23 protein-coding genes are annotated in these 26,823 nt (G+C 65.2%); 15 read left to right on the forward strand and 8 right to left on the reverse strand.

Annotation, left to right across the window (positions count from 1 at the left end; translation table 11 throughout):
* Window positions 1-100: 100 nt before the first annotated feature.
* Together DB032_RS00325 and DB032_RS00330 are read right to left on the reverse strand one after the other, a co-directional pair.
* Window positions 101-934 (reverse strand): AraC family transcriptional regulator, encoded by an 834-nt coding sequence (locus DB032_RS00325; protein ID WP_107797802.1) that lies wholly within the window; start codon window positions 932-934, stop codon window positions 101-103.
* 21 nt (window positions 935-955) lie between these two features.
* Entirely contained in the window at window positions 956-1,600 is a 645-nt protein-coding gene (locus DB032_RS00330; RefSeq protein ID WP_048408368.1) for a MarC family NAAT transporter, read from the reverse strand.
* Window positions 1,601-1,788: 188 nt separating this feature from the next.
* Between DB032_RS00330 and DB032_RS00335 the strand changes: the two genes are divergently transcribed.
* From DB032_RS00335 to dinB, 3 genes are all read left to right on the forward strand, one after another.
* Window positions 1,789-2,262: a copper chaperone PCu(A)C gene (locus DB032_RS00335; RefSeq protein ID WP_107797803.1), complete on the forward strand. Its 474-nt coding sequence runs from the start codon at window positions 1,789-1,791 to the stop codon at window positions 2,260-2,262.
* Window positions 2,263-2,582: 320 nt separating this feature from the next.
* Window positions 2,583-2,888: a SelT/SelW/SelH family protein gene (locus DB032_RS00340; protein ID WP_107801578.1), complete on the forward strand. Its 306-nt coding sequence runs from the start codon at window positions 2,583-2,585 to the stop codon at window positions 2,886-2,888.
* 13 nt (window positions 2,889-2,901) lie between these two features.
* Window positions 2,902-4,059, forward strand: a complete 1,158-nt coding sequence (gene dinB / locus DB032_RS00345; RefSeq protein WP_107797804.1) for a DNA polymerase IV — start codon at window positions 2,902-2,904, stop codon at window positions 4,057-4,059.
* A gap of 22 nt (window positions 4,060-4,081) precedes the next feature.
* Here dinB and DB032_RS00350 read toward each other — a convergent pair whose 3' ends face one another.
* From DB032_RS00350 to DB032_RS00375, 6 genes are all read right to left on the reverse strand, one after another.
* Window positions 4,082-6,817 (reverse strand): pitrilysin family protein, encoded by a 2,736-nt coding sequence (locus tag DB032_RS00350; RefSeq protein ID WP_107797805.1) that lies wholly within the window; start codon window positions 6,815-6,817, stop codon window positions 4,082-4,084.
* A 259-nt stretch (window positions 6,818-7,076) separates the two neighbouring features.
* Window positions 7,077-8,171, reverse strand: coding sequence for a rod shape-determining protein RodA (gene rodA, locus DB032_RS00355; protein ID WP_107797806.1), 1,095 nt, complete (start codon window positions 8,169-8,171; stop codon window positions 7,077-7,079).
* A complete protein-coding gene (gene mrdA, locus DB032_RS00360) occupies window positions 8,152-10,092 on the reverse strand; it encodes a penicillin-binding protein 2 (protein WP_107797807.1) in 1,941 nt (646 codons plus the stop codon). The genes rodA and mrdA overlap by 20 nt, the downstream gene beginning before the upstream one ends.
* A gap of 15 nt (window positions 10,093-10,107) precedes the next feature.
* On the reverse strand, window positions 10,108-10,611 hold the full coding sequence (mreD, locus tag DB032_RS00365) for a rod shape-determining protein MreD (protein ID WP_107797808.1): 504 nt from the start codon (window positions 10,609-10,611) through the stop codon (window positions 10,108-10,110).
* A gap of 6 nt (window positions 10,612-10,617) precedes the next feature.
* Window positions 10,618-11,523, reverse strand: a complete 906-nt coding sequence (gene mreC, locus DB032_RS00370) for a rod shape-determining protein MreC (RefSeq protein WP_107797809.1) — start codon at window positions 11,521-11,523, stop codon at window positions 10,618-10,620.
* Between the two features lie 138 nt (window positions 11,524-11,661).
* Window positions 11,662-12,705, reverse strand: coding sequence for a rod shape-determining protein (locus DB032_RS00375; protein ID WP_043592385.1), 1,044 nt, complete (start codon window positions 12,703-12,705; stop codon window positions 11,662-11,664).
* A gap of 365 nt (window positions 12,706-13,070) precedes the next feature.
* Between DB032_RS00375 and gatC the strand changes: the two genes are divergently transcribed.
* The 12 genes from gatC to ftsW all read left to right on the forward strand — a co-directional run bounded on the left by gatC (window position 13,071) and on the right by ftsW (window position 26,767).
* Window positions 13,071-13,358, forward strand: coding sequence for an Asp-tRNA(Asn)/Glu-tRNA(Gln) amidotransferase subunit GatC (gene gatC, locus DB032_RS00380; protein WP_043592439.1), 288 nt, complete (start codon window positions 13,071-13,073; stop codon window positions 13,356-13,358).
* A gap of 112 nt (window positions 13,359-13,470) precedes the next feature.
* Window positions 13,471-14,922, forward strand: coding sequence for an Asp-tRNA(Asn)/Glu-tRNA(Gln) amidotransferase subunit GatA (gene gatA, locus DB032_RS00385; protein WP_107797810.1), 1,452 nt, complete (start codon window positions 13,471-13,473; stop codon window positions 14,920-14,922).
* 143 nt (window positions 14,923-15,065) lie between these two features.
* Window positions 15,066-16,493, forward strand: coding sequence for an Asp-tRNA(Asn)/Glu-tRNA(Gln) amidotransferase subunit GatB (gatB, locus tag DB032_RS00390; RefSeq protein ID WP_107797811.1), 1,428 nt, complete (start codon window positions 15,066-15,068; stop codon window positions 16,491-16,493).
* A 375-nt stretch (window positions 16,494-16,868) separates the two neighbouring features.
* The gene (gene mraZ / locus DB032_RS00395; RefSeq protein WP_107797812.1) at window positions 16,869-17,315 is read left to right on the forward strand and encodes a division/cell wall cluster transcriptional repressor MraZ; all 447 of its coding nucleotides are present in this window, start codon (window positions 16,869-16,871) and stop codon (window positions 17,313-17,315) included.
* Window positions 17,312-18,274 (forward strand): 16S rRNA (cytosine(1402)-N(4))-methyltransferase RsmH, encoded by a 963-nt coding sequence (gene rsmH, locus DB032_RS00400; RefSeq protein WP_107797813.1) that lies wholly within the window; start codon window positions 17,312-17,314, stop codon window positions 18,272-18,274. The genes mraZ and rsmH overlap by 4 nt, the downstream gene beginning before the upstream one ends.
* Window positions 18,271-18,543 carry a cell division protein FtsL gene (gene ftsL / locus DB032_RS00405; protein ID WP_107797814.1) on the forward strand — a complete coding sequence of 91 codons (273 nt, stop codon included), beginning with the start codon at window positions 18,271-18,273 and terminating at the stop codon, window positions 18,541-18,543. Before rsmH ends, ftsL begins: the two co-directional genes overlap by 4 nt.
* On the forward strand, window positions 18,543-20,291 hold the full coding sequence (locus tag DB032_RS00410) for a penicillin-binding protein 2 (protein ID WP_107797815.1): 1,749 nt from the start codon (window positions 18,543-18,545) through the stop codon (window positions 20,289-20,291). The genes ftsL and DB032_RS00410 overlap by 1 nt, the downstream gene beginning before the upstream one ends.
* A 7-nt stretch (window positions 20,292-20,298) precedes the next feature.
* Entirely contained in the window at window positions 20,299-21,780 is a 1,482-nt protein-coding gene (locus tag DB032_RS00415) for a UDP-N-acetylmuramoyl-L-alanyl-D-glutamate--2,6-diaminopimelate ligase (RefSeq protein WP_107797816.1), read from the forward strand.
* Entirely contained in the window at window positions 21,777-23,138 is a 1,362-nt protein-coding gene (murF, locus tag DB032_RS00420) for a UDP-N-acetylmuramoyl-tripeptide--D-alanyl-D-alanine ligase (RefSeq protein WP_107797817.1), read from the forward strand. The genes DB032_RS00415 and murF overlap by 4 nt, the downstream gene beginning before the upstream one ends.
* 1 nt (window position 23,139) lies before the next feature.
* Window positions 23,140-24,225: a phospho-N-acetylmuramoyl-pentapeptide-transferase gene (gene mraY, locus DB032_RS00425; protein WP_107797818.1), complete on the forward strand. Its 1,086-nt coding sequence runs from the start codon at window positions 23,140-23,142 to the stop codon at window positions 24,223-24,225.
* A gap of 8 nt (window positions 24,226-24,233) precedes the next feature.
* Window positions 24,234-25,613 (forward strand): UDP-N-acetylmuramoyl-L-alanine--D-glutamate ligase, encoded by a 1,380-nt coding sequence (murD, locus tag DB032_RS00430; RefSeq protein WP_107797819.1) that lies wholly within the window; start codon window positions 24,234-24,236, stop codon window positions 25,611-25,613.
* Window positions 25,610-26,767, forward strand: coding sequence for a putative lipid II flippase FtsW (ftsW, locus tag DB032_RS00435; protein ID WP_019102074.1), 1,158 nt, complete (start codon window positions 25,610-25,612; stop codon window positions 26,765-26,767). Before murD ends, ftsW begins: the two co-directional genes overlap by 4 nt.
* Window positions 26,768-26,823: the final 56 nt, after the last annotated feature.

Genomic DNA, 26,823 nt, shown 5'->3' on the forward strand with positions numbered 1-26,823 from the left:
GAAAACGAGCGAAAAAGCGGAATGTACAGCTGGTACATGAGCATTTTGAGCTTGTTTTTAACGCCGTATCGCTGAAGCGCAGCAGACTTTGAACAGGTTCTCAGCGGCGCAGGCCCAGCGCGCGTTGATAGGCGGCCGGCGCCAGGCCCACGGTGTGGCGGAAGGCGCGGGTCAGATGGGCCTGGTCGGCGAAGCCCAGGCTGAGCGCCACCGCGCCGGGCGTTTGTCCCTGCGCCAGCAATTGGCGCGCGCGATTGACGCGCAGCTGATTGCGCCAAGCCACCGGCGGCAGGCCGAAGTGCTGGCGAAACTGGCGGCACAGCTGCCAGGGCGAGAGCTGGGCCGCTTCCGCCAGCGTCTGCAGCGACAGATTGTCGCTGACGGCGTCGGCCAGCATTTGCCGCGCCAGCTCCACCGCGCGGGGGGCGGCCGCCTGCGTCTGGCCGCGCACCTGCATATGGCGTTGCAGCACTGCGCCGAACATGCGCTGCAACGCAGATTCGCGCAGCAGCCGGTCCCGGCTGTCGCGCAGCAGGCGATGCAGCTGGTCCATGCCGGCGGCCAGCGGCGCGTCCAGCACCACGGTGTCGCGAAAGTAAGGCCGGGCGTGGGCGTCGCCGCTGATGTCGGCGGCCAGCTTTTGGAGGAAGTCCGCGGACGGATAGAAGCCGCGATAGGCCCAGCCGCGCGCGTCGGCGGTTTCGCCGGTATGCACTTCGCCGGGATTGATCAGCACCAGCGCGCCGACGCCGGCGCGGTGGGTGCCGCCGCGGTGGCGGTAGGACTGAGCGCCCAGGGTCAGCGCGTTGACCACGTATTCTTCATGAAAATGCGGCGGAAACACTCTTTGGGCGTAGCTGGCGTCCAGGCATTCCAAGGCGCCGATATCGTCGGCGCGGAAGAAATCGGAACGATCGGACGCCGGGCGGGACATGGCGGGGCGTCGCGGCCGGCCTTAGGAGCCGGCCATGAAGGTGCGGATGCCGGAACCGACGAACTGCACGCCGATGCAGATCAGCAAAAAGCCCATCAGCCGCGTCATCACTTCGCGGCCGCCGCGGCCCAGACGCTGGGCGATCAGCTGCGAGGATTTCAGCGTCAGCCACATGCCGAAGCAGGTGCCGCCGATGGCGGCGAAGGTCATCGCGAAGGCCAGCGCCTTGGCCGGCAGCGTGGTCAGTTCGGCGATCTCGGTGGAAATGCCGATGACCACGGCGATGGTGCCGGGGCCGCTGATGCCGGGCATGGCCAGCGGGAAGAAGGCGTAGTCCTCGCGTTCGCCGGTCTTGGGCGCGTTGCCCGGATCCTGAGACAGGAACAGCATGCGGTAGCCGAGCACGGCGACGACGAAGCCGCCGGAAATGCGCAGCGCGCCGTAGGAAATGCCGAAGGCGGACATGATCACGTTGCCGGCCAGCAGGCTGACCACCATGATGGCGGCTGCGAACACGCAGGCGCGGCGCGCCTGATTGTCGCGCGCAGAGTCGCTCATCTCGCGGGTCAGGGTGATGAACAGCGGAATCTTGGATAGCGGGTTGGTGATGGTGATCAGGCTGAGCAGCCCGCCGAACAGGAATTGGAGCGACAACGTCTTGAGCATGGCACTACGCTGATGAAGCGAACATTACATGGAATGGACGCAGTCTGCCTGAGGCCGCGGGCAAGTGACAAGGGAAATTCTGCGGCCGGCGGCGCGAAGCGCGCGCGGCATGACATTGGCTGTGGCATTATGCCGCACAGCTGCCTGCGGCGGCTGTGCTAGAGTGCGGAAAACCCGAGGAATCCATTATGCAAAAGACATTGAGCGCCCTGTTGGGCCTGTGCCTGCTGAGCGCCGGCGCGATGGCGCACGAATTCAAGCTGGGCGATATGAAGATCGGCCATCCATGGAGCCGGGCGATGCCGGAAAGCAGCCCCACCGGCGGCGTTTACCTGTCGCTGAGCAATCGCGGCAAGGCCGCGGACAAACTGTTGTCCGCCAGCACGCCGCGCGCGGACAAGGCCGAACTGCACACCCACATCAACGACAAGGGCGTGATGCGCATGCGCGAAGTGGCCGGCGGCGTGGCCGTGGCCGCAGGCCAGGAAGTCAAGTTCGCGCCCGGCAGCTATCACGTGATGCTGATGGGCCTGAAGCAGCCGCTGCGCGTGGGCGACCGCTTTCCGCTGACATTGCGATTCGAGAAAGCGGGCAGCGTGACCGTGGAAGTGGTGGTGGAAGACGGCGTGGCCGCCGCCGCGCCGGCCGAGCACGCGCATTGAACGGCAAGGCGCGATGCTACCGGTAACGTTGCGCCGAAGTTACATCGTGCAGTGCAGCAATCGGCGCGGGCTGGAGTAAATGCTTTACCCCGCGCCGGCGACTGGGCAGACTTGGCCTCGGGAATGTGTTGAGAACAAGACGTCATTGCCACTGCCGGCGCCCTGAACAAGGTCAAAACGCCAAGTCTGCACAAAGAGAGAAACGATGGAGGAGCGAGCGCTTGCGCCCGCACACAACAAAATCCAGGGACGCCGGCAGTTCCTTTCCCCTCCCATGATGTATGCTGTCAGCCATCTTCTTGCCGACCGCGTTTTCCCGCATGACACCCTCTATCCCCCCCGCCAAATCTCCGCGCCTGAGCATTGAATACTGCACCGGCTGCCGCTGGCTGCTGCGCGCCGCCTGGATGGCGCAGGAGCTGCTGACCACCTTCGAGAAGGAATTGGCGGAAGTGGCCTTGCAGCCCGGCAGCGGCGGCGTGTTCCGCGTCGAACTGGACGGCGAGCTGCTGTGGGACCGCAAGGCCGACGGCGGTTTCCCCGACATCAAGCTGCTGAAGCAGCGGGTGCGCGACCGGGTGGCGCCGCAGCGTTCGCTGGGCCATAGCGACGGCGCCGTTTCCTGACCCGGCCGTCGCTATGAGCGAGCCGCTGCGCAAAATCATCCATGTCGATTGCGATTGTTTCTACGCCGCCATCGAGATGCGCGACGATCCCGCCTTGCGGCCTTTGCCGCTGGCGGTGGGCGGGCGGCCGGAAAGCCGCGGCGTGATCGCCACCTGCAATTACATCGCGCGCCGCTACGGCGTGCGCTCGGCGATGTCGTCGGCGCGCGCGCTGCGCCTGTGCCCCGATCTGCTGATTCTGCCGCCCGATATGGCGCGCTACCGCGAAGCCAGCCAGAAGATCATGCGCATCTACGAGCGCTACACGCCCTTGATCGAGCCCTTGTCGCTGGACGAGGCCTATCTGGATGTGACGGGTCAGCCGCATGAGCAGGGCAGCGCCACGCGGATGGCGGAGGCGATACGCCGCCAGATCCGCGAGGAGGTGGGCATCACCGCCTCGGCCGGCATCGCGCCCAACAAATTCCTGGCCAAGGTGGCCAGCGACTGGAACAAGCCGGACGGGCAATTCCTGATCCGGCCTCAAGACGTGGCCGGCTTCGTCGCCGCGCTGCCGGTGGAGAAGATACACGGCGTGGGCCGGGTCACCGCGCAGCGGCTGAACGAGCTGGGCATACGGCGCTGCGGCGATATGCTGGCCTGGGAGCTGGCCGATCTGCTGCGTCACTTCGGCCGTTTCGGCGAGCGTCTCCACGAGCTGGCGCGCGGCGTGGATCCACGGCCGGTGTCCACCGACCGCAGCCGCAAATCGATCAGCGTCGAGGAGACCTATGCGGTGGACCTGCCCGACGTCGCCGCCTGTCTGTCCAAGCTGCCGGAGCTGATAGACCGCTTGAGCGCGCGCATCGCGCGCAGCGGCAATCCCGCGTTCAAGGGCTTGTCGGTCAAGCTCAAGTTCGACGATTTCAACCAGACCACGGTGGAACACGCCGGCGGACAACTGTCGTCGGCGCGTTTCGGGGAACTGCTGCGAGTGGGATTCGAGCGCGGACGGCGGCCGGTGCGTCTGGTCGGCGTCGGCGTCAAGCTGGCGGACGAGCACGACCTGCCGCGTCAGTTGCGCCTGTTCGGCCGGGACGGCCGGCCCTTGCCGGACCTGCCGGCGGCGGACGCCGCCGCGGGCGAGGCGGAGCCGCCAGCGCGAGACGCCGACCCGCCCCCGAACGGCTGAGGCGGGTCGGCGCAAGGCCGGATCAGGGGGTTTTGAAGTCGCCGGCGTAGACCTGGAACAACTGGGCCGGGTCTATATGCTTGCGCAGCGCGGCGTTGACCTGCTCCACCGTCAGCGCGGCGATGGCGGCGTCCACCTTGGCGTTGAAGTCCATGCCGCGGCCGATCTGCAACTGGCCGTCCAGAGCGCCGCTCAGCGCGCCGTCCTGGGCGCGGGCGATCTCCCTTTCCTGCTGCAGCGCTTTCTTGGCGTCGGCCAGCTCGGTGGCGTTGACGCCGTCGCGGATGAAGTGGGTCAATTCCTCGGCCACCCCCTGTTTCAGCTTGTCCAGATTCTGCGGCGCGTAAATGGCCACCAGGCTCAGGCTGGCCACCGGCTCGAAGCTGCCGGCCTTGAACTGGCTGCCGGCGTAGTAGCTGATGCCGTCTTTCTGGCGCAGGCGGTCCAACAGCCGCGATTTGACGCCGCCGCCCAGAATCTTGTTGGCGACCAGCATCGCCGGGTAGTCCGCGTCGCTGTCACGCATCGCCAGCGGCGCGGTGGCCAGGTAGAAGGCGTTGGCTTTGTCCTTGGCCAGCAATTGCCGCTGGCCCGGTTTGGCCGGCGGCAGCTGGCTGGGTGCGCGGCTGTACGCCACAGGGCTGTTCCAGCCGCCGAACAGCTTTTGCAGCTGGCTTTGCGCCGCCTTGGCGTCGAAGTCGCCGACCAGGGCGAAGCGGGCGTGGTTGGCGCCGTAGAACTGGCGGTGGAAGCGCTTCAGATCGTCCAGCTTGGCGGCTTTCAATTCGGCGGCGGCCTCGTCCAGCGTCGGACGGTAGCGCAGATCGCCCTTGCGATAGATATTGAGCGCCTGGCCCACGGCCTGGGTGGCCATGGCCTGAGGCTCGTTGCGCTGGGCGTCGATGGCGGTCAGTTCCTCCTTGCGCAGCAGTTCGAACTCCCGTTCCGGGAAGCTGGGCTGCTTGAGCAGGCCGGCGATCAGGTCCAGCAAGGCCGGCAGATGCGTGCGGGTGGTTTCAAAGTCCACGCTGACTTCTTGGCCGGAGCCGGAGATGCTGAGCTTGGCTTTCAATTGGTCCAGGCGATTGCTGATTTCGGCGCGGCTGAGTTTGCCGCTGCCGCGCTCCAGCATGTCGGCGGCGAGGCCGGGAACGGCGCCGCGGCCGAACAGGCTTTTCTCGTCGCCGAAGGCGAGGCTGAAGCTGCCGTTGACGGTTTCGCCGCGGGTCTTCTTGGCCAGCAAGGCCAGCTTGGCGCCGTTGGCGAGCGTGGTTTTCTCGGTGCGGGCGTCGATATTGGCCGGGCTGGGGTCGAAGGCTTCGCCCTGGCTGATCGCGGCGCGGCCCTTGTAGCCGTCCACCAGCTTGGCCACGTCCGGCGTGGCCGGGATCACGCTGCGTTCCGGTTTGGCGGTGGGCACGAACTGGCCGTAGGTGCGGTTGGACGGCTTGAAGTAGTTCTCGGCCGCCCGTTCCACGTCCTTGACGCTCAGCGCCTCGATGCGGTCGCGGGTCAGGAAGAACAATCGCCAGTCGCCTTTGGCGATGGCTTCGGACATTTCCACCGCCAACTGCTGCGGATCGTTCAAGGTCTTGTCGATCTCATTGAGCAGGCTGGCCTTGGCGCGCTTGAGTTCGGCCTCGGTCACCGGCTTGCTCTTGAAGCCTTCGATGGCGGCGAGCAGGGCCTGGCGCGCGTCGGCCAGCTTCTGTCCCTTGTTCAATTCTGCCCAGAAAATGATGTAGCCGGGTTCGGCCAGCGCAAAGGGCCAGGCCTCGACGCCTACGGCTTTCTTGCCGCCCACCAGCGCCTGGTACAGCCGGCCGTTGGGCGTGCTGGCCAGAATGTCGGCCAGCGCGAGGACGGCGGCCGCGTCCGGGTGGCTGCCGGCGGAGATCGGATAGAGCACCGCGGCCAGCTGGGTGTCGCCGACGCGCTCCACGGTCAGTTCGCGCGCGCCGTCGCGCTGCGGTTCTTCGGTCCAGGTCGGCGTCAGCTGGCGCTGCGGCTTGGCGATCTTGCCGAAGGCCTGCTGAACGACGGCCAGCGTCGCCGCCGGGTCGAACTTGCCGCTGATCATCAGCACCGCGTTGTCCGGCTGGTAGTACTTGCGGTAGAAGGCCTGCAGATTGTCGATGCGGACCTTTTCCACGTCCGAGCGCGCGCCTATGGTGTTGTGGCCGTAGTTGTGCCAGTCGTAACTGACTGCGGTCATCTGCTTCCACAGCACGCGGCGGGGATTGTTCTCCCCCATCTCCATTTCATTGCGCACCACTGAGAACTCGGTGTCCAGATCGCTCCTGGCGATCTTGCTGTTGACCATGCGGTCCGCTTCCATCTCCAGCGCCCAGCGCAGATTGGCGTCGCTGGCGGGGAAGGTTTCGTAGTAGTTGGTGCGGTCCAGGAAGGTGGTGCCGTTGAACTGCATGCCGCGCTTGCCCAGCTCCTGCATCAGATTGCCGCTGCTGGGCGTGCCCTTGAACAGCATGTGCTCCAGCAAGTGGGCCATGCCGGTTTCGCCATAGCTTTCGTGGCGGCTGCCCACCAGATAGGTGATGTTGACGGTGGTGGTGGGCTTGGAGGCGTCCGGCGCCAGCAGGACGCGCAGGCCGTTGGGCAGCCGGTATTCGGTGACGCCTTCCACGCTGGTGTAGGCTTGCAGCTGGCTTTGGCTGGCGGCGGCGGGTTCGGCGGCGATGGCCGGCAAGGTGTGGCCCAGGGACAGGGCGAGCAGCAGGCTCAGGGTCTTGATGCGCATGCGGTGGCGTTTCCTCTGGCATGAATGCGGGATGGCGGCGCGCGGCGGCGCCGGAATGCTATAGGCTTGCGATTTTGCTTGCCTTCGTCAAGTCGGAAACCTTCCGGGTATGACGTAAAGAACCTGTTTACGATCTGCTGCGCGTCGGCGATACGGCGTTGAAACCGAGCTCAAAATGCTCATGTACCACGTGTACATTCCGCTTTTTCGCCCGTTTTCGCCTTGTCTCGCTCTTGTTCGCGAGATCGTAAACAGGCTCTCAGCGTTTTAGATTGCTGATGCTCATCAGCATGCCCATGCCGACGAACAGGGTGACGGTGGCGGTGCCGCCGTAGGACATGAAGGGCAGCGGCACGCCCACCACCGGAAGGATGCCGGACACCATGCCCATATTGACGAAGGCGTAGACGAAGAAGGACAGGGTGATGGAGCCTGCCATCAGCCGGCCGTACAGCGTTTGCGCGCTGGCGGTGATCATCATCGCGCGGCTGAGCACCAGCAGGTAGAGCGTCAGCAGCAGCACATTGCCGGCCAGGCCGAATTCCTCTGAATACACGGCGAAGATGAAGTCGGTGGTGCGTTCCGGGATGTAATCGAGGTGGGTCTGGGTGCCGTTGAGCCAGCCCTTGCCCCAGGGGCCGCCGGAGCCGATGGCGATCATGGACTGGATGATGTGGTAGCCGTCGCCCAGCGGGTCGGTGGTGGGGTCTATCATGGTCAGCACCCGGCGGCGCTGGTAGTCGTGCAGCAGGTTCCAGACGATGGGCAAGCTGGCCGCGCCCAGGCCGATGCCGGCGAAGATCACTTTCCACGGCAGGCCGGCGAAGAACAGCACGAAGAGGCCGGCGGCGGCGATCAGCAGGGTGGTGCCCAGGTCCGGCTGCTTCAGCACCAGCGCGCTGGGCACGGCCATCAGCAAGGCGGCCACCAGATAGTGCCACCAGCGCATCGACAGCTCGTATTTCTGGAAGAACCAGGCCAGCATCATCGGCAGCGCGATCTTCATGATCTCGGACGGCTGGATGCGGGTAATGCCCAGTTCCAGCCAGCGGGTGGAGCCGTTGACGGTGACGCCCTTGAAGTGGACGGCCAGCAGCAGGAGCACGCCCAGGCCGTAGATGGGCGGCGCGAAGTTCATGATGCTTTGTGGCCGCATGCGGGCGATGATCCACATGATGATCAGCGACAGGCTGGTGTAGATCAGCTTATTGTCTATCTTGTCGAAGGACTGGTTGTTGGCCGAGTACAGCAGCACCATGCTGACTACGAAGATCATGCCCAGGAATAGCATCAGCCAGCCGTCCAGCGGCTCTTTGACCTGTTCCCAGACGCGTTTAATTAGAGAGGTCTGCATTGTCGTTGGCGGTGTCGGTGGGCATGGTCTTCAGCGTGCCTTCGATGTCTTTCGGCACTTTGCCCAGCAAGTAGTAATCGAACAGCGCGCGCACGATGGGCGCGGCGGCGGCGGCGCCGAAGCCGGCGTTCTCCACGATCACCGCCACGGCGATGCGAGGCTTGTCCACCGGGGCGAAGGCGATGAACCAACTGTGGTCGCGGTATTGCTCGGCCAGCGCGGAGGCGTTGTACTTGGCGCCCTGTTTGATCTGCACCACTTGAGCGGTGCCGGTTTTGCCCGCCATCGAGTACTGCAGGCCCACGCCCAGCCGCGCGCCGGTGCCGCGCGTCATCACGCCTTCCATGCCGCGCTTCACGTATTCGAAGTTTTCCGGTTTGAACGGGATCTGGCGGGTGGGCATCGGTTCAATGATGCGCGCTTTGCCGCTGCGGGTGTCCACCACTTGCTGGACCAGGTGCGGTTTGAACACCTGGCCGTCGTTGGCCATGATGGCGGTGGCGTTGGCCATTTGCAGCGGGGTGTAGGCGTTGAAGCCCTGTCCGATGCCGATGCTGACCACGTCGGCCGGATACCAGCGGCGGAACTCTTCCTTGTAGCGGGAAAAGCGGCGGGCCTTCCACTCCTTGGACGGCAGCACGCCGATGGATTCGCCGTCCAGGTCGATGCCGCTCTTGCTGCCCAGGCCGAACTGCGCCAGCGCCGGGTGGATCTTGTCTATGCCCATGTCCCAGGCCAGCTTGTAGAAGAAGGTGTCGCTGGAGACTTCGATCGCGCGCTGCAGATTGATCATGCCGTTGCCGGCCTTCTTGCTGTCGCGGAACTGGTGGCTGGAGCCGGGCAGGGTGAAGTAGCCGGGCGCCGGGCGGATGTCGCGCATGCCGATGGCGTGGTTTTCCAAAGCGGCCATCGCCATGAAGGGCTTGAAGGTGGAGCCGGGCGGATAGGTGCCGCGCAGCGCGCGGTTGATCATCGGCTTCTGCCAGTCGCTGTTCAGATTGGTCCAGGTCTGGGTGTCGATGCCGTCGATGAAGAGATTGGGGTCGAAGCCCGGCTTGGACAGGAAGGCGAGCACGCCGCCGGTGGACGGTTCTATCGCCACCAGCGCGCCGCGGCGGCTGCCGAACAGTTTGTCCGCCATTTCCTGCAGCCGGATGTCCAGCGCCAGCTTCAAGGTGTTGCCGTTGACCGGCGGCGTGCGTCGCAGCGAGCGCACCGCGCGGCCGCCGGAGTCGGTTTCCACTTCCTCGAAGCCGACCTTGCCGTGCAGATCGTCCTCGTACACCGCCTCCAGGCCGGTCTTGCCTATGTAGTTGGAGCCCTTGTAATTGGCGGTTTTCTCTTCTTCTTCCAGCCTTTCCTTATCGCGCTGGTTGATGCGGCCGATATAGCCGAGCACATGGCTGGTCATTTCCTTGAACGGATAGTCGCGGAACAGCCGCGCCTTGACCTCCACGCCGGGAAAGCGCCAGGACTGGGCGGCGACGCGCGCGGCCTCTTCCTCGCTGAGCTTGGTTTTCAGCGGGATGGATTCGAAGTTCTTGCTCTCGATCAGCAGGCGCTTGAACTGGCGCTCGTCGCGCGGGGTGATGTCCACCAGCTTGCGCAGTTCGGCCTCGGTGGCGGCCAGGTCCGCGATCTTGCTGGGCGTCAGCTCCAGCGTGTAGGCGGAGTAGTTTTGCGCCAGCACCACGCCGTTGCGGTCCAGGATCAGGCCGCGGTTGGGCAGGATGGGGACCAGCGAGATGCGGTTGTTCTGGGCCAGCGTGGAAAAGTGTTCGTGCTGCAGCACTTGCAGCCAGATGAAGCGCGTGAGCAGCACCAGGAACATCAGCACGATCAGCGCGTAAGCGACGATCAGGCGCAGCTGGAACTGGCTGTCTTCGGCCTGCGGGTTCTTGAAGCGGGTGGGTTGAGGCATGGACGGTCCGCGGCGCTAGACCGCGTTATGGCGGTAGGGCATCAGCATCAGCTTGGTCAGCAGCGGCCATAGCAGGGCGCCGATCAAGGGCGGCAGGAAATAGCCCCAGCCGACGAAGGCGGAGCCGGTGAGCATGCGCACCACCACCATGATCAGCTGGTTGGTCAGCAGCAGGCCCAGCACCACCAGCGTCTGCTGGCCCAGGTTGAACATCACCACCTGGCGCTGGCGCGCCAAGGCCAGATAGGCGGTGATCGAATAGGCCAGCGCGTGCTGGCCGAACAATCCCGCGGTGGAGATGTCGGCCACCAGGCCCAGCAAGAAGGCGGTGCCGATATTGACCCGGCGCGGCTGGTTGATCACCCAGTACAGGATCAGCATGCCGATGAAATCCGGCAGCCAGCGCGTGCTGCCGTGCGGCAGCGGGATCAACTCGATCAGGACGGCGAAGATGAAGGTGAACAGGATGAAGCGGCGCTTCACCGGTTTGAGCAGTTCCTTGGGGCGCTCGAACGTCATCGGGGCTTACTCCTCGGCGGCGGCTTTCTTGCCGCCCCTGCTCTTTTTGACGATAGGGGCCGGTTCCGGCGGGCGCGGCGGCGCCTGCTTGTCGCCCAGCACCAGCATGTAGCGGGTTTGCTGCACGCCGGCCAAGGGCGCGGTGGCGATGCGGGCGAAGGTGGCGCCCTGGTTGCGCTCCACCCGGGTTACGCGGGCCACGGGGATGCCGGCCGGATAAACGCCGTCCACGCCGGAGGTGACGATGTGGTCGCCGTCCTTGATGTCCGCGCTTTGCGGCAGGTAGCGGATTTCCACGCCGCCGCCGTAGCCGTACAGGATGGCGCGTTGGCCGGTGCGGGCCACCATCACGGGCACCATCTGGTTCTTGTCTATGACCAGGGTCACTTCCGCGGTCAGCGGCTGCACCCGGGTGACCTGGCCCAAGAGGCCGCTGGCGTCCACCACCGGCTGGCCGGCTTTCAGATTGGCGTCGCTGCCCTTGTCGATGATGATTTTGTAGGAAAACGGATCGCGGCCGGTGTACAGGGTTTCCGCCATCTGCGCCTGCTGGTGGTAGCTGGACTTGATGCCGTTGAGCTTGCGCACCTCGTCCAGCTCGCGCTGCAGGGTTTGCAGCCGTGACAGCTGCGCAGACATTTCCAACTGGCGCACGCGTAAGGCGGTGTTTTCCTGCTTCAGTTCGGTTTGGGAGCTGAGAAAATCGCTGACGTGGCGCATCGCCTGCGCCGGCATGTTCACCGCGCGCTGCACCGGGTACAGCGCCAGCGAGGTGGCTTCGCGCGCCTGTTCCATCAGGCCGAAATAGCTGTCGCCGACCAGGAGCGCCACCGAGGCGGCCACGGCCATGGCCAAGCGCGCGCCGGGCGGCGGCCCGGAGCGGAAAAAGCTGGGGGTGTTGGCAAAGTCCATCGGCTCAGACCTCGCCCCTTGACGCGGGGCGCTGTGCTTCAAAAACGGGCGCGCTTGTCGCGCGCCCGCCATCATCGCTTGCTTTACGAGCGGCCGCCGCCGCCGGAGCCGGGCTCAGGCGGTCGTCGGTCGTTCCGGTTAGGGGACGTTGGTGAAAATGGTGCCAATCTTGTCCATCTTCTCCAGCGCCTTGCCGGAGCCGCGCACCACGCAGGTCAGCGGTTCTTCGGCCACGAACACCGGCAGGCCGGTTTCTTCGGCCAGCAGGCGGTCGATGTCTTTCAGCAGCGCGCCGCCGCCGGTCAGCACCATGCCCTTGTCGGCGATGTCGGCGCCCAGTTCCGGCGGGGTCTGTTCCAGCGCGATCTTCACCGCGGATACGATCTGGTTCAAGGGCTCGGTCAGCGCTTCCAGGATTTCGTTGGAGGACACGGTGAAGGCGCGCGGAATGCCTTCGGCCAGATTGCGGCCCTTGACTTCCATTTCGCGTACTTCGGCGCCCGGGAAGGCGGAGCCTATGGTCTTCTTGATTTCCTCGGCGGTGGTTTCGCCGATCAGCATGCCGTAGTTGCGGCGGATGTAGTTGATGATGGCTTCGTCGAACTTGTCGCCGCCGACGCGGACGGAGTTGGAGTACACCACGCCGCCCAGCGAGATCACGCCGACTTCGGTGGTGCCGCCGCCGATGTCCACCACCATGGAGCCGGTGGGCTCCTCAACCGGCAGGCCGGCGCCGATGGCGGCCGCCATCGGCTCTTCGATCAGTTCCACGCGGCGCGCGCCGGCGGCCAGCGCCGAATCGCGGATCGCCTTGCGTTCCACCTGGGTGGAGCCGCAGGGCACGCAGATCACGATGCGCGGGCTGGCGGCGAAGAAGCGGTTGGGGTTCACCTTCTTGATGAACTGCTTGAGCATCTGTTCGGTGACGGTGAAGTCGGCGATCACGCCGTCCTTCATCGGGCGGATCGCCTGGATGCTGCCCGGGGTGCGGCCCAGCATGCGCTTGGCTTCCAGGCCCACGGCCAGGATGGATTTCTTGTTGGTGGGCGCGTCGCTGTGAATGGCGACGACCGAGGGCTCGTCCAGCACGATGCCTTTGGCGCGCATGTAGATGAGGGTGTTGGCTGTGCCAAGGTCAATGGCGAGGTCGTTGGAGAAGTATCCGGTCAGCGAACGAAACATTGGGCGATCCTGGTCAGTTTTCGTCATGTGGCGGACGCGCCGTCGCGTCCGCGCTTAATCTGTTGTTTGTTGTCTACTCGTACGACCCGAGTCTAACCGCCGCGTGGCAAAACGACGCTTGGCGCCCACTGGGCGACGCCGGCTAAGCGGCTTCGCCCGCTGGCCTTGCGCATCATTTTCCGACGCCGTGTCGGTTCGATAAGGCCTGCACGATCCGGCCCCGGCGCGGCGGCTTGCCGCCTGTCGGCTGCGCGGTGAAAGCGTTGCCGAAATTACGCCGTGGCGTGATGTCGATCTTGGGAGAATCAAGCGGGCTATGATACCCTATAACGCTTGAAATATTAAAGGTTTTGAACGAGGACACCATGTCGCTGACGCATCAGGATGTCGCACGAATTGCCAAGCTTGCCCGCATCAATGTCAATGAAGCGGAAATTGCCGCGACAAGCAAGCAACTCAATAATATTTTCGGCCTGATCGAACAGATGCAGGCGGTGAACACCGACGGCATCGAGCCGATGGCCCATCCGCAGGATGTCTCTTTGCGTTTGCGCGAAGATATCGTTACCGAAACCAATCAGCGCGAAGCTTTCCAGGCCGTGGCCCCGCAAGTGGAAAAGGGCTTGTTCCTGGTCCCCAAGGTCATCGAGTGATGCTCTGATTGCCTGCGCCGGTTTAGGTTCCCGCCCGCGCGGGAGGCCGGCGCCGGTCGCTGTCTGAAAGGACGGCGACGCCATTCCCGGATAGCTAAAGATTCCATTTGAAATGACACAGTCTACTTTAAAGCAACTGTCGCGGCAGCTGGCGGCCAAGGAAGTCTCCAGCCTTGAGCTGGCCACCCAATATCTGGGCCGCATCGAGGCGCTGAACCCGGCGCTCAACGCGCTGGTCACCGTCGACCGCGCCAAGACCCTGGCCGAAGCCGCGGCCGCCGACGCGCGCATCGCCGCCGGCAACGCCCATGCGCTGACCGGCGTGCCCATCATCCACAAGGATCTGTTCTGCCAGCAGGGCTGGAAAACCAGCTGCGGCTCCAAGATGCTGGACAACTTCGTGTCGCCGTACAGCGCCCACGTGGTGGAGCAGTGCCAGGCCGCCGGCATGGTGACGCTGGGCCGCGCCAATATGGACGAGTTCGCGATGGGTTCGTCCAATGAGAACTCCTTCTACGGTGCCGTGAAAAATCCCTGGGATCAGAACGCGGTGCCGGGCGGCAGCTCCGGCGGCTCCGCCGCCGCCGTGGCCGCGCGGCTGACGCCGGTGGCCACCGCCACCGACACCGGCGGCTCCATTCGCCAGCCGGCCTCCCATTGCGGCGTCACCGGCATCAAGCCGACCTACGGCGTGGTGTCGCGCTACGGCATGGTGGCCTTTGCCTCCTCGCTGGATCAGGGCGGCCCGATCGCGCAGACCGCCGAGGACTGCGCGCTGATGCTGAACGTGATGGCCGGCTTCGATCAGCGCGACTCCACCTGCTTGGAGCGCGCCCGCGAAGATTACGCCCGCGACCTGAATCAGCCGCTGGCCGGCCTCAAGGTGGGCCTGCCGCGCGAATACTTCGCCGCCGGCCTGAGCGCCGACGTGGCGCGCGCGGTGGACGAGGCGGTGACGGTGCTGAAACAGCAGGGCGCGCAGGTGGTGGACATCAGCCTGCCCAATACCGAGCTGTCCATCCCGGCCTACTACGTGATCGCGCCGGCCGAGGCCTCCACCAATCTGTCGCGTTACGACGGCGTGCGCTACGGCCATCGCGCCGCCGAGTACAAGGACCTGGTGGACATGTACGAGAAGACCCGCGCCGAAGGCTTCGGCAGCGAGGTCAAGCGCCGCATCCTGGTGGGCAGCTATGTGCTGTCGCACGGCTATTACGACGCCTATTACCTGAAGGCCCAGAAAATCCGCCGCCTGATCGCCAACGATTTCAAAGCCGCTTTCGAGCAGTGCGACGTGATCCTGGGGCCGGTGGCGCCGACCGCGGCCTTCGACATCGGCGCGATGAACGACGATCCGGTGCAGATGTATCTGTCCGACATCTACACGCTGTCGGTGAACCTGGCCGGCTTGCCGGGCATGAGCGTGCCGGCCGGCTTTAGCGCGAATGGCCGCCCTATCGGTTTGCAGATCATCGGCAACTACTTCGGCGAAGCCAAGATGCTGAACGTCGCGCATCAGTTCCAACTTGCGACTGATTGGCACAGCCGCGCGCCGGTTTTGTAATTGAATGAATTAGCCGCGGAAGCGTAGGGAAGGACATGGACAAACCCCGGCTCCCAAGAAGTGGGTGAGCTAGGGGGGCGCCGTTTTCTTCCGTGTTTTCCGTGTGCTTCCGTGGCAAAAAATAATAGAAGGATTTTCCAACCATGAAATGGGAAGTCGTCATCGGTATCGAGGTGCATGTGCAGCTCAATACCGTCTCCAAGATTTTCTCCGGCGCCAGCACCGCCTTCGGCGCGGAGCCGAACACCCAGGCCTCCGCGGTGGAGCTGGCCTTTCCCGGCGTGCTGCCGGTATTGAACAAGGCTGCGGTGGACAAGGCCATCCGCCTGGGCCTGGCGCTGGACGCCAAGATCAACCAGAAGAACGTGTTCGCGCGCAAGAACTACTTCTATCCCGACCTCCCCAAGGGCTACCAGATCAGTCAGATGGATCTGCCCATCGTCGAGGGGGGCAAGCTGAAAATCCTGGTGGGCGAGCAGGAGAAGGTCATCGGCGTGACCCGCGCCCATATGGAGGAGGATGCCGGCAAGAGCCTGCATGAAGACTTCCACGGCCTGTCCGGCATCGACCTCAACCGCGCCGGCACGCCCTTGCTGGAAGTGGTGTCCGAGCCGGACATGCGCTCGGTGGACGAGGCGCTGGCCTATGTAAAAGCCTTGTACGCGCTGGTGACCTGGCTGGGCATCTGCGACGGCAATATGCAGGAAGGCAGCTTCCGCATGGACGTCAACGTGTCGGTGCGCCCTGAGGGCCAGCAAGCCTTCGGTACCCGCCGCGAGATCAAGAACCTCAACTCCTTCCGCTTCCTGGAGCAGGCCGCCAAATACGAAATCCAGTGGCAGATCGACACCCTGGAAGACGGCGGCAAAGTACAGCAGGCCACCGTGCTGTTTGACCCGGACACCGGCGAGACGCGGATGATGCGCAGCAAGGAAGACGCGCACGATTACCGCTACTTCCCGGACCCGGACCTGTTGCCGGTGCGCATCTCCGACGAGCAGATCGCCCGCATCCGCGGCGAGATGCCGGAGCTGCCGGCGGCGATGCAAGTCCGTCTGGCCGAGGCCTACGGCGTGTCCGCCTACGACGCGGCGCTGCTGACGTCCAGCCTGGCTCTGGCCCAGTATTTCGAAGCCGCGGCCAAGGCCTCCGGCCAGGGCAAGCTGGCCGCCAACTGGATCAACGGCGAGATCGCCGCGCGGCTGAACCGCGACGGCAAGGAGATCGCCGATTGCCCGATCTCGGCCGAGCGCCTGGTTGGCCTGATCGCGCGCATCGCCGACGGCACGCTGTCCAGCAAGCTGGCCAAACAGGTGTTCGACGCCTTGTGGGACAGCGAACTGTCCGCCGACGACATCATCGAGCGCGACGGCCTGAAGCAAGTGTCCGACGTCGGCGCCATCGAGAAAATGGTGGAAGAAGCGATCGCCGCCAATCCCAAGGCGGTGGAAGAATTCCGCGCCGGCAAGGAGAAGGCGCTCAACGCCTTGGCCGGCCAGGTGATGAAGGCTTCCAAGGGCAAGGCCAATCCGGCTCAGGTGCAGGATATTCTGCGTCAAAAGCTGGCCTAATCCGGCGGAACTTCAGGGCGGCGGCGCCGATCGTGGCGCCGCCGCCCTGTTTTTGTGTTGCGGCGCGACAAGTGGTCTTGCTCTGGACTGTCCTTGGAAATATTCCCAGGCCCGGGGTGTGGTGTTTCGGAAATGGTTCGAGTGTTAACAGCTCACTTTGACTGATGTTTTTAAGCCTCTGATTTGACAAGGAATCCGCTTTTTGCCTGGTCCGCTAAGTCATTGTCTCAAAAGGTGAATTAGAACTTCTCGATGTTGACCGTGGGGAAGTTCTTTCTTATAGTGGCGGAAAGTGGGGCGAAGTGGGTGAAAGTGGGGCATTTGTCCCAGGGGGCGACGGCCCCTTAGGTTTATTCGGTCAGCGGGCTCGAAATCATGATTGGTGGCGTCAGCATCTTGTCTCTCGATAGCAAGGGGCGTTTGGCTATTCCGGCTAAACACCGCGAGACACTGCTGTCCGCTTTCGGGCACAAACTGATCGTCACCCTCGAGTCCCAAGACCACTTGCTGATCTACCCCGAACCCAACTGGCGTCCGGTCGAAGCCCGCCTGCTAGCCCTTCCCACCGGCAATCCCACTCTGAAACGTTATCAGCGCCTCGTGCTCGGCCACGCGGAAACGCTGGAAATGGACAGCGCCGGACGCATTCTGCTGCCCGCGCGCCTGCGCGATCTCACCGGACTCGACAAAGACGTCGCGCTGGTGGGCATGGGCAACCGCTTCGAGCTGTGGAATGCCGAGGAATGGGACAACCAGACCGCTGACGCCCTGGCCATCGATCAAACCGATCTGGCCCAACACCTTGGAGACTTTACGCTGTGAGCACCACCCCTTTCGTGCACCTGACGGTGCTCTTGACCGAAGCGGTCGACGCGCTCGCCATCCGGCCGGATGGCGTCTACGTCGATTGCACTTTCGGTCGAGGTGGCCACAGCCGCTTGATCCTGTCGCGACTGGGGCCGCAAGGCCGCCTGATCGCCTTCGACAAGGATCCCGAAGCCATCGCCGTGGCCACGCGGCTGGCGGAGGAAGACCCGCGCTTTCAGATCGTGCACAACGGTTTTGAAACGCTGGGGCAGGAATTGGACCGCCTGGGCGTGCCCCAGGTGGACGGCGTGTTGATGGATCTGGGCGTGTCCTCGCCGCAGATCGACGACGGACGGCGCGGTTTCAGCTTCCGTTTCGACGCGCCCTTGGACATGCGTATGGATACCACCCGCGGCATCACCGCGGCCGAATGGTTGGCGACGGCAGACGAGGCCGATATCAGAGAGGTCATCAAGACTTATGGTGAAGAGCGGTTTGCTCGCAAGATCGCAGCAGCCATTGTTGCGCAAAGGGCTGACGCCCCCCTCCAGACCACGCGTGAGCTCGCCGTGCTCGTTGGGCAAAACGTCCGTACTCGGGAACCGGGTCAGGACCCCGCAACGCGTACCTTCCAAGCGATCCGGATCTTTGTGAACCGCGAGCTGGACGAACTCAAGGCGGTGCTGCCGCAGGCGGCGCGCCGCCTGGCGGAAAACGGCCGCCTGGCGGTGATCAGCTTTCATTCGCTGGAAGACCGCATCGTCAAGCAATACCTGCGCGACGCCAGCAGCGAGGAAAAGCTGCCGGCTTGGGCGATGGTGCGCGCGTCCGATATGGCCCAGCCGCCGCTGTCCACCGTGGGCAAGCCGGTGCGCGCCGGCGATGAGGAGGTGCGCGCCAACGCGCGCTCCCGCAGCGCCATCATGCGCGTGGCCGAGCGCACCGCCGCGCCGTGGCGGGAGATCGACGCATGAACAAGCTCAACGCGATACTGCTGGTCATCGTGGTGCTGTCCGCCTGGTCGGTGGTCACCTCGACCCACGTGTCGCGCAAGCTCTACAGCGATTTGCAGAAGGAACGCAAATCCGCCCAGCAGCTGGAGATCGAGTTTGGCCAGCTGCAGCTGGAGCAGAGCACCTGGGGCGCGCACGCGGTGATTGAGAAAGCCGCGTCCAGCCGCCTCGACATGCATATCCCGGATCCGCGCCAGACCCAGGTGATCTCGCCTGGGAAGGGGATGTGATGCGCACTTACTCCCCCCGCCACCAGCAACGCATCCCGGACGCCAGCCCCGCGCTGCGCATGAAGCCGGGCCGCGTGCGCTTTGTGCTGCTGATGCTGGCGCTGCTGTTCCTGGCCTTGATCGGCCGCGCGGTCTATCTGCAAGTGGTGCAGCAGGACTTCCTGCAAAACCAGGGCGAGGCGCGTTTCCGCCGCGCGCTGACGCTGGAGGCCAACCGCGGCGTGATCACGGACCGCAACGGCGAACCGCTGGCGATCAGCTCGCCGGTGCAGACCATCTGGGCCAGCCCGGCGGACATGGAGCCGGTGCCGCCGGCCAAGCTGCGCGAACTGGCGGCGATGCTGGATCTGTCGCCGGAGGAGCTGTCAGCCAAGCTGTCCGACCGCAAGAAGGAATTCGTCTACGTCAAGCGCCAGATCAGCCCGGAGCTGGCCGACAAGGTGATGGCGCTGGGCGTGCCCGGCATCGCCAAACAGCAGGAATTCCGCCGCTTCTACCCGGCCGGGGAAATCGTGTCCCACATCATCGGTTTCACCGGCGTGGACGGCAAGGGCCAGGAAGGCGTGGAGCTGGCGCGCGAGAAGATGCTGGCCGGCAAGGACGGCCGCCGCGTGGTGCTGAAGGACCGTCGCGGCCACATCATCGAAGACGTCGCCGCCATCGAGCCGCCGCGCGACGGCCAGAAGCTGGCGCTGGCGGTGGATCACCGCATCCAATACCTGGCTTACCGCGAGCTCAAGGCCGCAGTGGAGCTGAACAAGGCCAAGGCCGGCAGCGTGGTGGTGGTGGACGCCCACACCGGCGAGTTGCTGGCGCTGGCCAATTACCCCTCGTTCAACCCCAACAACCGCAGCGGCGTGACGCCGGAAATGATGCGCAACCGCGGGGTGATCGATCTGTTCGAGCCGGGCTCGACGATGAAGCCGCTGTCCATCTCGCTGGCGCTGGAGAACGGCAAGGCCGGACTCAACACGGTGCTGGACACCCATACCTACATGATAGGCCCGGCCACCATCCGCGACGTGGCGCCGCGCCCCAGCCTGGACATTCTCGGCATCATCCAGAAATCGTCCAACGTCGGCACCAGCAAGCTGGCGCTGATGAGCTCGCCGGAACAATCGTGGAAGCATTACGACGCGCTGGGCTTTGGCCGCGCGCCGGAAACCGGCTTCCCCGGCGAAGCCGGCGGCCGGCTGCGCGACTGGCACAACTGGAGGCCCATCGAGCAGGCGACGATGTCCTTCGGCTACGGCATCTCGGTCAGCCTGATCCAGATGGCGCGCGCCTACACCGTGTTCGCCAACGACGGCGTGATGCTGCCGATCTCGCTGTACAAGACCGCCACCCCGATGCCGGGCAAGCGGGTGCTGAGCGAAAAGACCGCGCACGAGATGCGCGATCTGCTGATCGCCAACAGCCAGCCGGGCGGCGGCGCCGTCGGCGGCCGCATCATCGGCTACAGCGTGGGCGGCAAGAGCGGCACCGCGCGCAAGCTGGAAGGCCGCGCCTATGTGGCCAACAAGCACCGCGCGCTGTTCATGGGCTTCGCGCCGGGCAAAGCGCCGCGCGTGATCGTGTCGGTGATGATAGACGAGCCCTCCGCGGGCAAATATTACGGCGGCGCGGTGGCTGCGCCGGTGTTCTCGCAGATCGCCGGCGGCGCGCTGCGGGTGCTGAACGTGCAGCCGGACGAGCCCTCCAACAACACTTTATTGCCGGAATCCACCCCGGTGCCGGTGGATTTTTGATCAGATCATGAAAAGCCGTTTGACCCCCATGCCGGACTGGAATCCGGCCGACATCAAACAATTGGGACTGCCCGTCAAACGGGTGGAGACCGACAGCCGCCGCGTGCTGCCCGGCGACGTGTTCCTGGCGTGCCCCGGCCTGCATTCCGACGGCCGCGACTACATCCAGGCCGCGCTGGCGAAAGGCGCGGCCGCGGTGTTGTGGGACGACGCCGGCGGCTTCGCCTGGAACCCGCTGTGGCAGGCGCCCAATCTGCCGGTGCCGCATCTGCGCGACCGCATCGGCATGTTGGCGGCCGAGGTTTACGGCTATCCCAGCCGCGCGCTGCGCGTGATCGGCATCACCGGCACCAACGGCAAGACCTCGATTTCCCACTGGCTGGCGCAGGCTTTCTCGCTGCTGGGCCAGAAGGCGGCGCTGATCGGCACCGTCGGCAACGGCTTTTACGGCGAGCTGACCGAAACCACCCACACCACGCCGGACCCTGTGACCATCCAGCAAAAGCTGGCCGAATACCGCCGCCAGGGCGCGCATGTGGTGACCATGGAAGTGTCCAGCCACAGCCTGGATCAAAGCCGCGTCAACGGCGTGGACTTCGCCACCGCGGTGCTGACCAATCTGACCCGCGATCACCTGGACTACCACGGCTCGATGGAAGCCTACGGCGAATCCAAGAAGAAGCTGTTCTTCTGGGAAGGCCTGAAGCACGCGGTGATCAACGCCGACGATGAATTCGGCCGCCAGCTGGCCGCCGAAATCGATCCGGCTGAGACTCAGGTGGTGACTTACGGCCTGGAGCAGGGCGATGTGCGTCCGCTGGCGCTGGCCGCCACGCTGGACGGCCTGCAATTGACGGTGACCACGCCCTGGGGCGTCGCCGATGTGCGCACCGGCCTGGTGGGCCGCTTCAACGCCGCCAATCTGCTGGCCTGTCTGGCCACGCTGTGCGTCAACGGCGTCAGCCTGCGCGACGCCGCCGCGGTGATGGCGCGCATCCAGCCGGCGCGCGGCCGCATGCAGAGCGTGGGCGGCGCGCACGAGCCGCTGGTAGTGATCGACTACGCCCACACGCCGGACGCGCTGGAAAAAGCCTTGTCCACGCTGGCCGAGATCCGCCCGGAAGGCGGCCGCCTGTTCTGCGTGTTCGGCTGCGGCGGCGACCGCGATCCGGGCAAGCGCCCGATGATGGGCGCCATCGCCGAGAACATCGCCGACGTGGCGGTGCTGACCAGCGACAATCCGCGCACCGAAGACCCGCAAGCCATTCTGCGCGACGTGCTCGCCGGCATGGACGCCGCGCGCACCCACGTCGAGGCGGACCGCGAGGCCGCCATCCACTGGGCGGTGAGCCAGGCGCGCGCCGGCGACGTGGTGCTGGTGGCCGGCAAGGGGCATGAGGAATACCAGGACATCGCCGGCGTCAAGCGGCCGTTCTCCGACTTCCGCGTGGCGGAAGAAGCGCTGACCGCCTGGGGAGAGCGCGCATGATGACGCTGCTGCAGGCCGCCGAACTGGCCCGGGGCGCTTTGAGCGGCCCGGACGGCGACATCCTGCGCGTGGTGACCGACAGCCGCGAGGCCGGTCCCGGCGATCTGTTCGTCGCGCTGAAGGGCGAACGCTTCGACGCCCACGATTTCGTCACCGAGGTGACGGCCAAGGGCGCGGCCGCGCTGGTGCGCGCGGATTTCGAGCTGTCCGGCGCCAGCCTGATCCGTGTGGACGACACCCTCCTGGCCCTGGGTCGGCTGGCCTCCGGATGGGCGCAACGCCAGCCGGCGCTGCGCATCGGCGTCACCGGCTCCAACGGCAAGACCACGGTCAAGGAAATGCTGGCCGCCATTCTGCGCCAATATGCAGGCGCGGACGCGGTGCTGGCCACCGCCGGCAACTTCAACAACGATATCGGTCTGCCGCTGACCCTGCTGCGGCTGACGCCGGCGCATCGCTACGCGGTGTTGGAGATGGGCATGAACCATCACGGCGAGCTCCGCTATCTGACCGGCCTGGCCCGGCCGCGCATCGCCTTGGTCAATAACGCGATGCGCGCCCACTTCGGCTACTTCGGCTCCACCGAGGAAGTGGCGCGCGCCAAGGCGGAAATCTTCGAAGGACTGGACACCGACGGCGTGGCGGTGCTCAACGCCGACGACGCCAATCTGGCGTTGTTCCGCCGCGCGGCGGACGGCCATCGCCAGATCGCCTTCGGCCTGGGCGCCGCCGCCGAGGTCCGCGCCGCCGACATCGAGCTGGACGCCTTGAGCAGCCGCTTCACGCTGCGCTGTGCCAACGGCGAACAGGCGATCGCATTGCCGGCGCCGGGCGAACACAATGTGCGCAACGCGCTGGCCGCGGCCAGCCTGGCCTTGGCCGCCGGCGTGTCGCTGGACGACATCACCGCCGGCCTGGCCGCCTTTGGCGGCGCCAAGGGCCGTTTGCAGCTCAAGCAAAGCCCGCGCGGTCTGAGCGTGATCGACGACAGCTACAATGCCAACCCGGATTCGATGAAGGCCGGGATCGACGTGCTGGTTCGCCTGCCGGCGCCGCGCTGCTTCGTGATGGGCGACATCGGCGAACTGGGCGAAGCCGCCGACGCGCTGCACGCGGAAGTGGGCGAGTACGCGCGGACGCGCGACGTGGACCTGCTGCTGACCTTGGGCGAGGTTTCGCGCCACGCCGCCGCCGCCTGCGGCGCGCGCGGCAAACATTTTGATTCGATTGACGAGTTGTACGAGTTTCTCGACCGGCAGTTGCCGTCGGGTGCCTCCGTTCTGGTCAAGGGGTCGCGCTTCATGCGCATGGAACGGGTGGTGGAACACCTGATGCAACAATTTAGAGAGGAACAATAACGTGCTGCTCTGGCTGGCTGAACTGCTGGGCTCCCACATCCGGGCCTTCAACGTCTTCAACTACATCACGCTGCGCGCGGTGATGGCGGCGCTGACCGCGCTGGCGATCTCCCTGCTGCTGGGGCCGTGGGTGATCCGCAAGCTGACCGAGCTCAAAGTGGGCCAGGCGGTGCGCAACGACGGCCCGCAAACCCATCTGGTCAAGGCCGGCACACCGACCATGGGCGGCTCGCTGATCCTGCTGGCCATCGGCCTGACCACGCTGCTGTGGGCGGACTTGTCCAATAAATACGTGTGGCTGCTGCTGGCGGTGATGTTCGGCACCGGCGCGCTGGGCTTTTACGACGACTGGCGCAAGGTGGTGTACAAGGACCCGAAAGGCGTGTCCGCCAAGTTCAAGATGGCCTGGCAGTCCGCCATCGCCATCGGCGCCGGCGTGTTCCTGATCGCCACCGCCAAGCTGCCGGCGTCCACCGAGCTGATCGTACCCTTCGTCAAGACCATCTCCTATCCGCTGGGCGCGATCGGTTTTTGCATCCTGACCTATTTCGTCATCGTCGGCACCTCCAACGCGGTGAACCTGACCGACGGCCTGGACGGCCTGGCGGCCCTGCCCACCGTGATGGTGGCGGCCGGCCTGTCCATCTTTGCCTATGTCGCCGGCCACGCGGTGTTTTCCAAATATCTGGGCCTGCCCTTCATTCCCGGCGCGCACGAGGTGGTGGTGTTCTGCGCGGCGATGTGCGGCGCTTGCCTGGGATTTTTATGGTTCAACGCCTATCCGGCCCAGGTGTTCATGGGCGACGTCGGCGCGCTGGCGCTGGGCGCGGCGCTGGGCACCGTGGCGGTGATCGTGCGTCAGGAAATCGTGCTCTTGATCATGGGCGGCCTGTTCGTGGTGGAAGCGCTGTCGGTGATGATTCAGGTGGCTTCGTTCAAGCTCACCGGCAAGCGGGTGTTCCGCATGGCGCCGCTGCATCACCACTATGAGTTGAAGGGCTGGAAGGAAACGCAAGTGGTGGTGCGTTTCTGGATCATCACCATGATGCTGGTGTTGGCCGGCCTGTCCACCATCAAGCTGCGTTGAGGAAGACTATGGACTACGCGAATCGTCACGTCGTGGTGGTGGGCTTGGGAGGCTCGGGCCTGGCGGCCGCGCGCTACCTGGCCGCGCACGGCGCGCGCGTGAGCGTGGCCGACGCCAAGCCGTCGGCCGATCGCGTGGCCGAGCTGCGCGCCTTCCTGCCGCAGGCGGAAGTGCGCGCCGGCGATTTTAGCGCCCAGACCTTCGCCGACGCCGACTTGCTGGTGCTGAGTCCGGGCGTGCCGCTGAAACACCCGGCCGTCGTCGCCTACCGCCAAGCCGGCGGCGAGGTGATAGGCGATATCGAAGTGCTGGCGCGTGCGATCCGCGGCGACGGCAGCAAGGTGATCGCCATTACCGGTTCCAACGGCAAGAGCACGGTCACCAGCCTGGCGGGCCATCTGTGCGCCGCCGCCGGCCTGGACGCGGTGGTGGCCGGCAATATCGGCCTGGCGGTGCTGGAAGCGCAGCTGGAACGCGAGCAAAGCGGCAAGCGTCCGGACGTGTGGGTGCTGGAGCTGTCCAGTTTTCAACTGGAATCCACATTTACGTTGGAGGCCGACGCCGCCACGGTGCTGAATATTTCCGAGGACCACCTGGACCGTTACGACGATCTGCTGGACTACGCCCACACCAAGACCCGGGTGTTCCACGGCGCCGGCGTCCAGGTGCTGAACCGCGACGACGCGCTGGTGCGCGCGATGGTTCGCCCTGGCCGCGCGGTCAAATGGTTCTCGCTGACAGAGGATGCCGGATACGCGTTGCGGCAGGATGACGGCCGCTACTGGCTGAGCCTGGACGGCGAGCGGGCCTTTGATTGCGCCGAGATGCGTTTGCAAGGCCTGCACAACGCCGCCAACGCGCTGGCCGCGCTGGCCTTGTGCGAAGCCGTGGGCGCGCCGCGCGCCGCGCTGCTGCAAGGACTGGAAACCTTCCATGGTTTGGAGCATCGCGTCGAGCTGGTAGACGAAATCGGCTCGGTTGCGTTTATCGATGATTCCAAGGGCACCAATGTCGGCGCCACCGAGGCGGCGCTGAACGGCATGACGCGTCCGGTGGTGTTGATCGCCGGCGGCGACGGCAAGGGCCAGGACTTCGCGCCGCTGGCGCCGGCCTGCCGCCGCATCGCCCGCGCCGTGCTGTTGATCGGCCGCGACGCCGGCAAGATCCGCGCCGCGCTGTCCGCCACCGGCTTGCCCTTGCACGACTGCGAGACGCTGGAAGAAGCCACCCGCCGCGCGGCGGAGCTGGCGCAGCCGGGCGACGTGGTGTTGCTGTCGCCGGCCTGCGCCAGTCTGGACATGTTCCGCAACTACGCGCATCGCGCCCAGGTGTTCATCGACGCCGTGCGCGAGTGGAAAGCGCGGCAAGCGGAGGCGACGCGGCCATGATCGTGCACGGAGCCCGGCGTTACGCCGCCATCAAGCCGTTCGACGAGGCGCTGTCCTGGGCGCTGGCCCTGCTGTTGTCGATCAGCCTGGTGATGGTGTACTCGGCGTCCATCGCCTACGCCGAGGCCGACGCGGCCACGCATAACCGCTACTTCTACCTGATCCGTCACATGATCTTCATGACGATCGGGCTGAGCGCGGCCTATATCGCCTTCCAGATTCCAACGGCGTTCTGGCAGAAGTACTCCGGCAAGATTTTCCTGATCGGACTGGTCTTGCTGGTGCTGGTGCTGATTCCCGGCATCGGCAAGATGGTCAACGGCTCGCGGCGCTGGATCAATCTGATCGTGCTGAACCTGCAGCCGTCGGAGGTGATGAAGTTCGCCACCGTGCTGTACGCGGCGGATTACACCGTGCGCAAGAGCCATTTGCTGCACAGCTTGAAGGAAGGCTTCGCGCCGATGTTTGCCGCCATGGTGGTGGTGGCCTTTTTGCTGCTGCGCGAGCCGGACTTCGGCGCGCTGATGGTGGTGATGAGCATCGCGATGGGCGTGCTCTTCCTCGGCGGCATCAATATGCGCATCTTCAGCGGGCTGGCGGTGATGGCTGTGGGCGCCATCGTGGTGTTGATCATTTCCTCGCCGTACCGGCTGAAGCGGGTGCTGGGCTTCATGGACCCGTGGGACGACCCGTACGGCAAGGGCTACCAGCTGTCGCACTCCTTGATCGCCATCGGTCGCGGCGAGTGGTTCGGCGTCGGTCTGGGCGGCAGCATAGAGAAATTGTTTTACCTGCCGGAGGCGCACACCGACTTCATCATGGCGGTGATTTCGGAAGAGTTCGGCTTTGCCGGCATCTGCGTGGTGGTCGGTCTGTACGCCTGGATCGTGCGCCGCGCCTTCCACATCGGCGTGGAATCGAAAAAGCTGGAGCGTTACTACCAGTCGCTGGTGGCGCAGGGCCTGGGCATCTGGCTCGGCATCCAGGTGTTTTTCAACATCGGGGTGAATATGGGCCTGCTGCCGACCAAGGGTTTGACCTTGCCGCTGATGTCTTTCGGCGGCTCGGCGATGTTGATGAATTTGATCGCGGTGGCGGTGCTGCTGCGAGTTGATTATGAAAACCGCCGCATCATGCGCGGCTACAAAGTGTAGCCGCGCATGAGCAGCGCTGTCAGGCGCCTTAGGGCGTAAGCCCGTAGGGTGGCGGT

This window comes from Chromobacterium sp. Panama (assembly GCF_003052555.1).
Classification (GTDB): domain Bacteria; phylum Pseudomonadota; class Gammaproteobacteria; order Burkholderiales; family Chromobacteriaceae; genus Chromobacterium.

What these genes read in the sequence shown, in the direction of transcription:
- DB032_RS00415 (WP_107797816.1), top strand. Translation starts at nt 20,299, where the DNA reads ATGAAAAGCCGTTTGACCCCCATGCCGGACTGGAATCCGGCCGACATC.
- murD (WP_107797819.1), top strand. Translation starts at nt 24,234, where the DNA reads ATGGACTACGCGAATCGTCACGTCGTGGTGGTGGGCTTGGGAGGCTCG.
- rodA (WP_107797806.1), bottom strand. Translation starts at nt 8,171, where the DNA reads ATGCAGACCTCTCTAATTAAACGCGTCTGGGAACAGGTCAAAGAGCCG.
- DB032_RS00340 (WP_107801578.1), top strand. Translation starts at nt 2,583, where the DNA reads ATGACACCCTCTATCCCCCCCGCCAAATCTCCGCGCCTGAGCATTGAA.
- gatC (WP_043592439.1), top strand. Translation starts at nt 13,071, where the DNA reads ATGTCGCTGACGCATCAGGATGTCGCACGAATTGCCAAGCTTGCCCGC.
- murF (WP_107797817.1), top strand. Translation starts at nt 21,777, where the DNA reads ATGATGACGCTGCTGCAGGCCGCCGAACTGGCCCGGGGCGCTTTGAGC.
- DB032_RS00330 (WP_048408368.1), bottom strand. Translation starts at nt 1,600, where the DNA reads ATGCTCAAGACGTTGTCGCTCCAATTCCTGTTCGGCGGGCTGCTCAGC.
- mraZ (WP_107797812.1), top strand. Translation starts at nt 16,869, where the DNA reads ATGATTGGTGGCGTCAGCATCTTGTCTCTCGATAGCAAGGGGCGTTTG.
- gatA (WP_107797810.1), top strand. Translation starts at nt 13,471, where the DNA reads ATGACACAGTCTACTTTAAAGCAACTGTCGCGGCAGCTGGCGGCCAAG.
- DB032_RS00375 (WP_043592385.1), bottom strand. Translation starts at nt 12,705, where the DNA reads ATGTTTCGTTCGCTGACCGGATACTTCTCCAACGACCTCGCCATTGAC.
- mreC (WP_107797809.1), bottom strand. Translation starts at nt 11,523, where the DNA reads ATGGACTTTGCCAACACCCCCAGCTTTTTCCGCTCCGGGCCGCCGCCC.
- DB032_RS00325 (WP_107797802.1), bottom strand. Translation starts at nt 934, where the DNA reads ATGTCCCGCCCGGCGTCCGATCGTTCCGATTTCTTCCGCGCCGACGAT.
- dinB (WP_107797804.1), top strand. Translation starts at nt 2,902, where the DNA reads ATGAGCGAGCCGCTGCGCAAAATCATCCATGTCGATTGCGATTGTTTC.
- mrdA (WP_107797807.1), bottom strand. Translation starts at nt 10,092, where the DNA reads ATGCCTCAACCCACCCGCTTCAAGAACCCGCAGGCCGAAGACAGCCAG.
- ftsW (WP_019102074.1), top strand. Translation starts at nt 25,610, where the DNA reads ATGATCGTGCACGGAGCCCGGCGTTACGCCGCCATCAAGCCGTTCGAC.
- mreD (WP_107797808.1), bottom strand. Translation starts at nt 10,611, where the DNA reads ATGACGTTCGAGCGCCCCAAGGAACTGCTCAAACCGGTGAAGCGCCGC.
- DB032_RS00410 (WP_107797815.1), top strand. Translation starts at nt 18,543, where the DNA reads ATGCGCACTTACTCCCCCCGCCACCAGCAACGCATCCCGGACGCCAGC.
- gatB (WP_107797811.1), top strand. Translation starts at nt 15,066, where the DNA reads ATGAAATGGGAAGTCGTCATCGGTATCGAGGTGCATGTGCAGCTCAAT.
- DB032_RS00350 (WP_107797805.1), bottom strand. Translation starts at nt 6,817, where the DNA reads ATGCGCATCAAGACCCTGAGCCTGCTGCTCGCCCTGTCCCTGGGCCAC.
- DB032_RS00335 (WP_107797803.1), top strand. Translation starts at nt 1,789, where the DNA reads ATGCAAAAGACATTGAGCGCCCTGTTGGGCCTGTGCCTGCTGAGCGCC.
- ftsL (WP_107797814.1), top strand. Translation starts at nt 18,271, where the DNA reads ATGAACAAGCTCAACGCGATACTGCTGGTCATCGTGGTGCTGTCCGCC.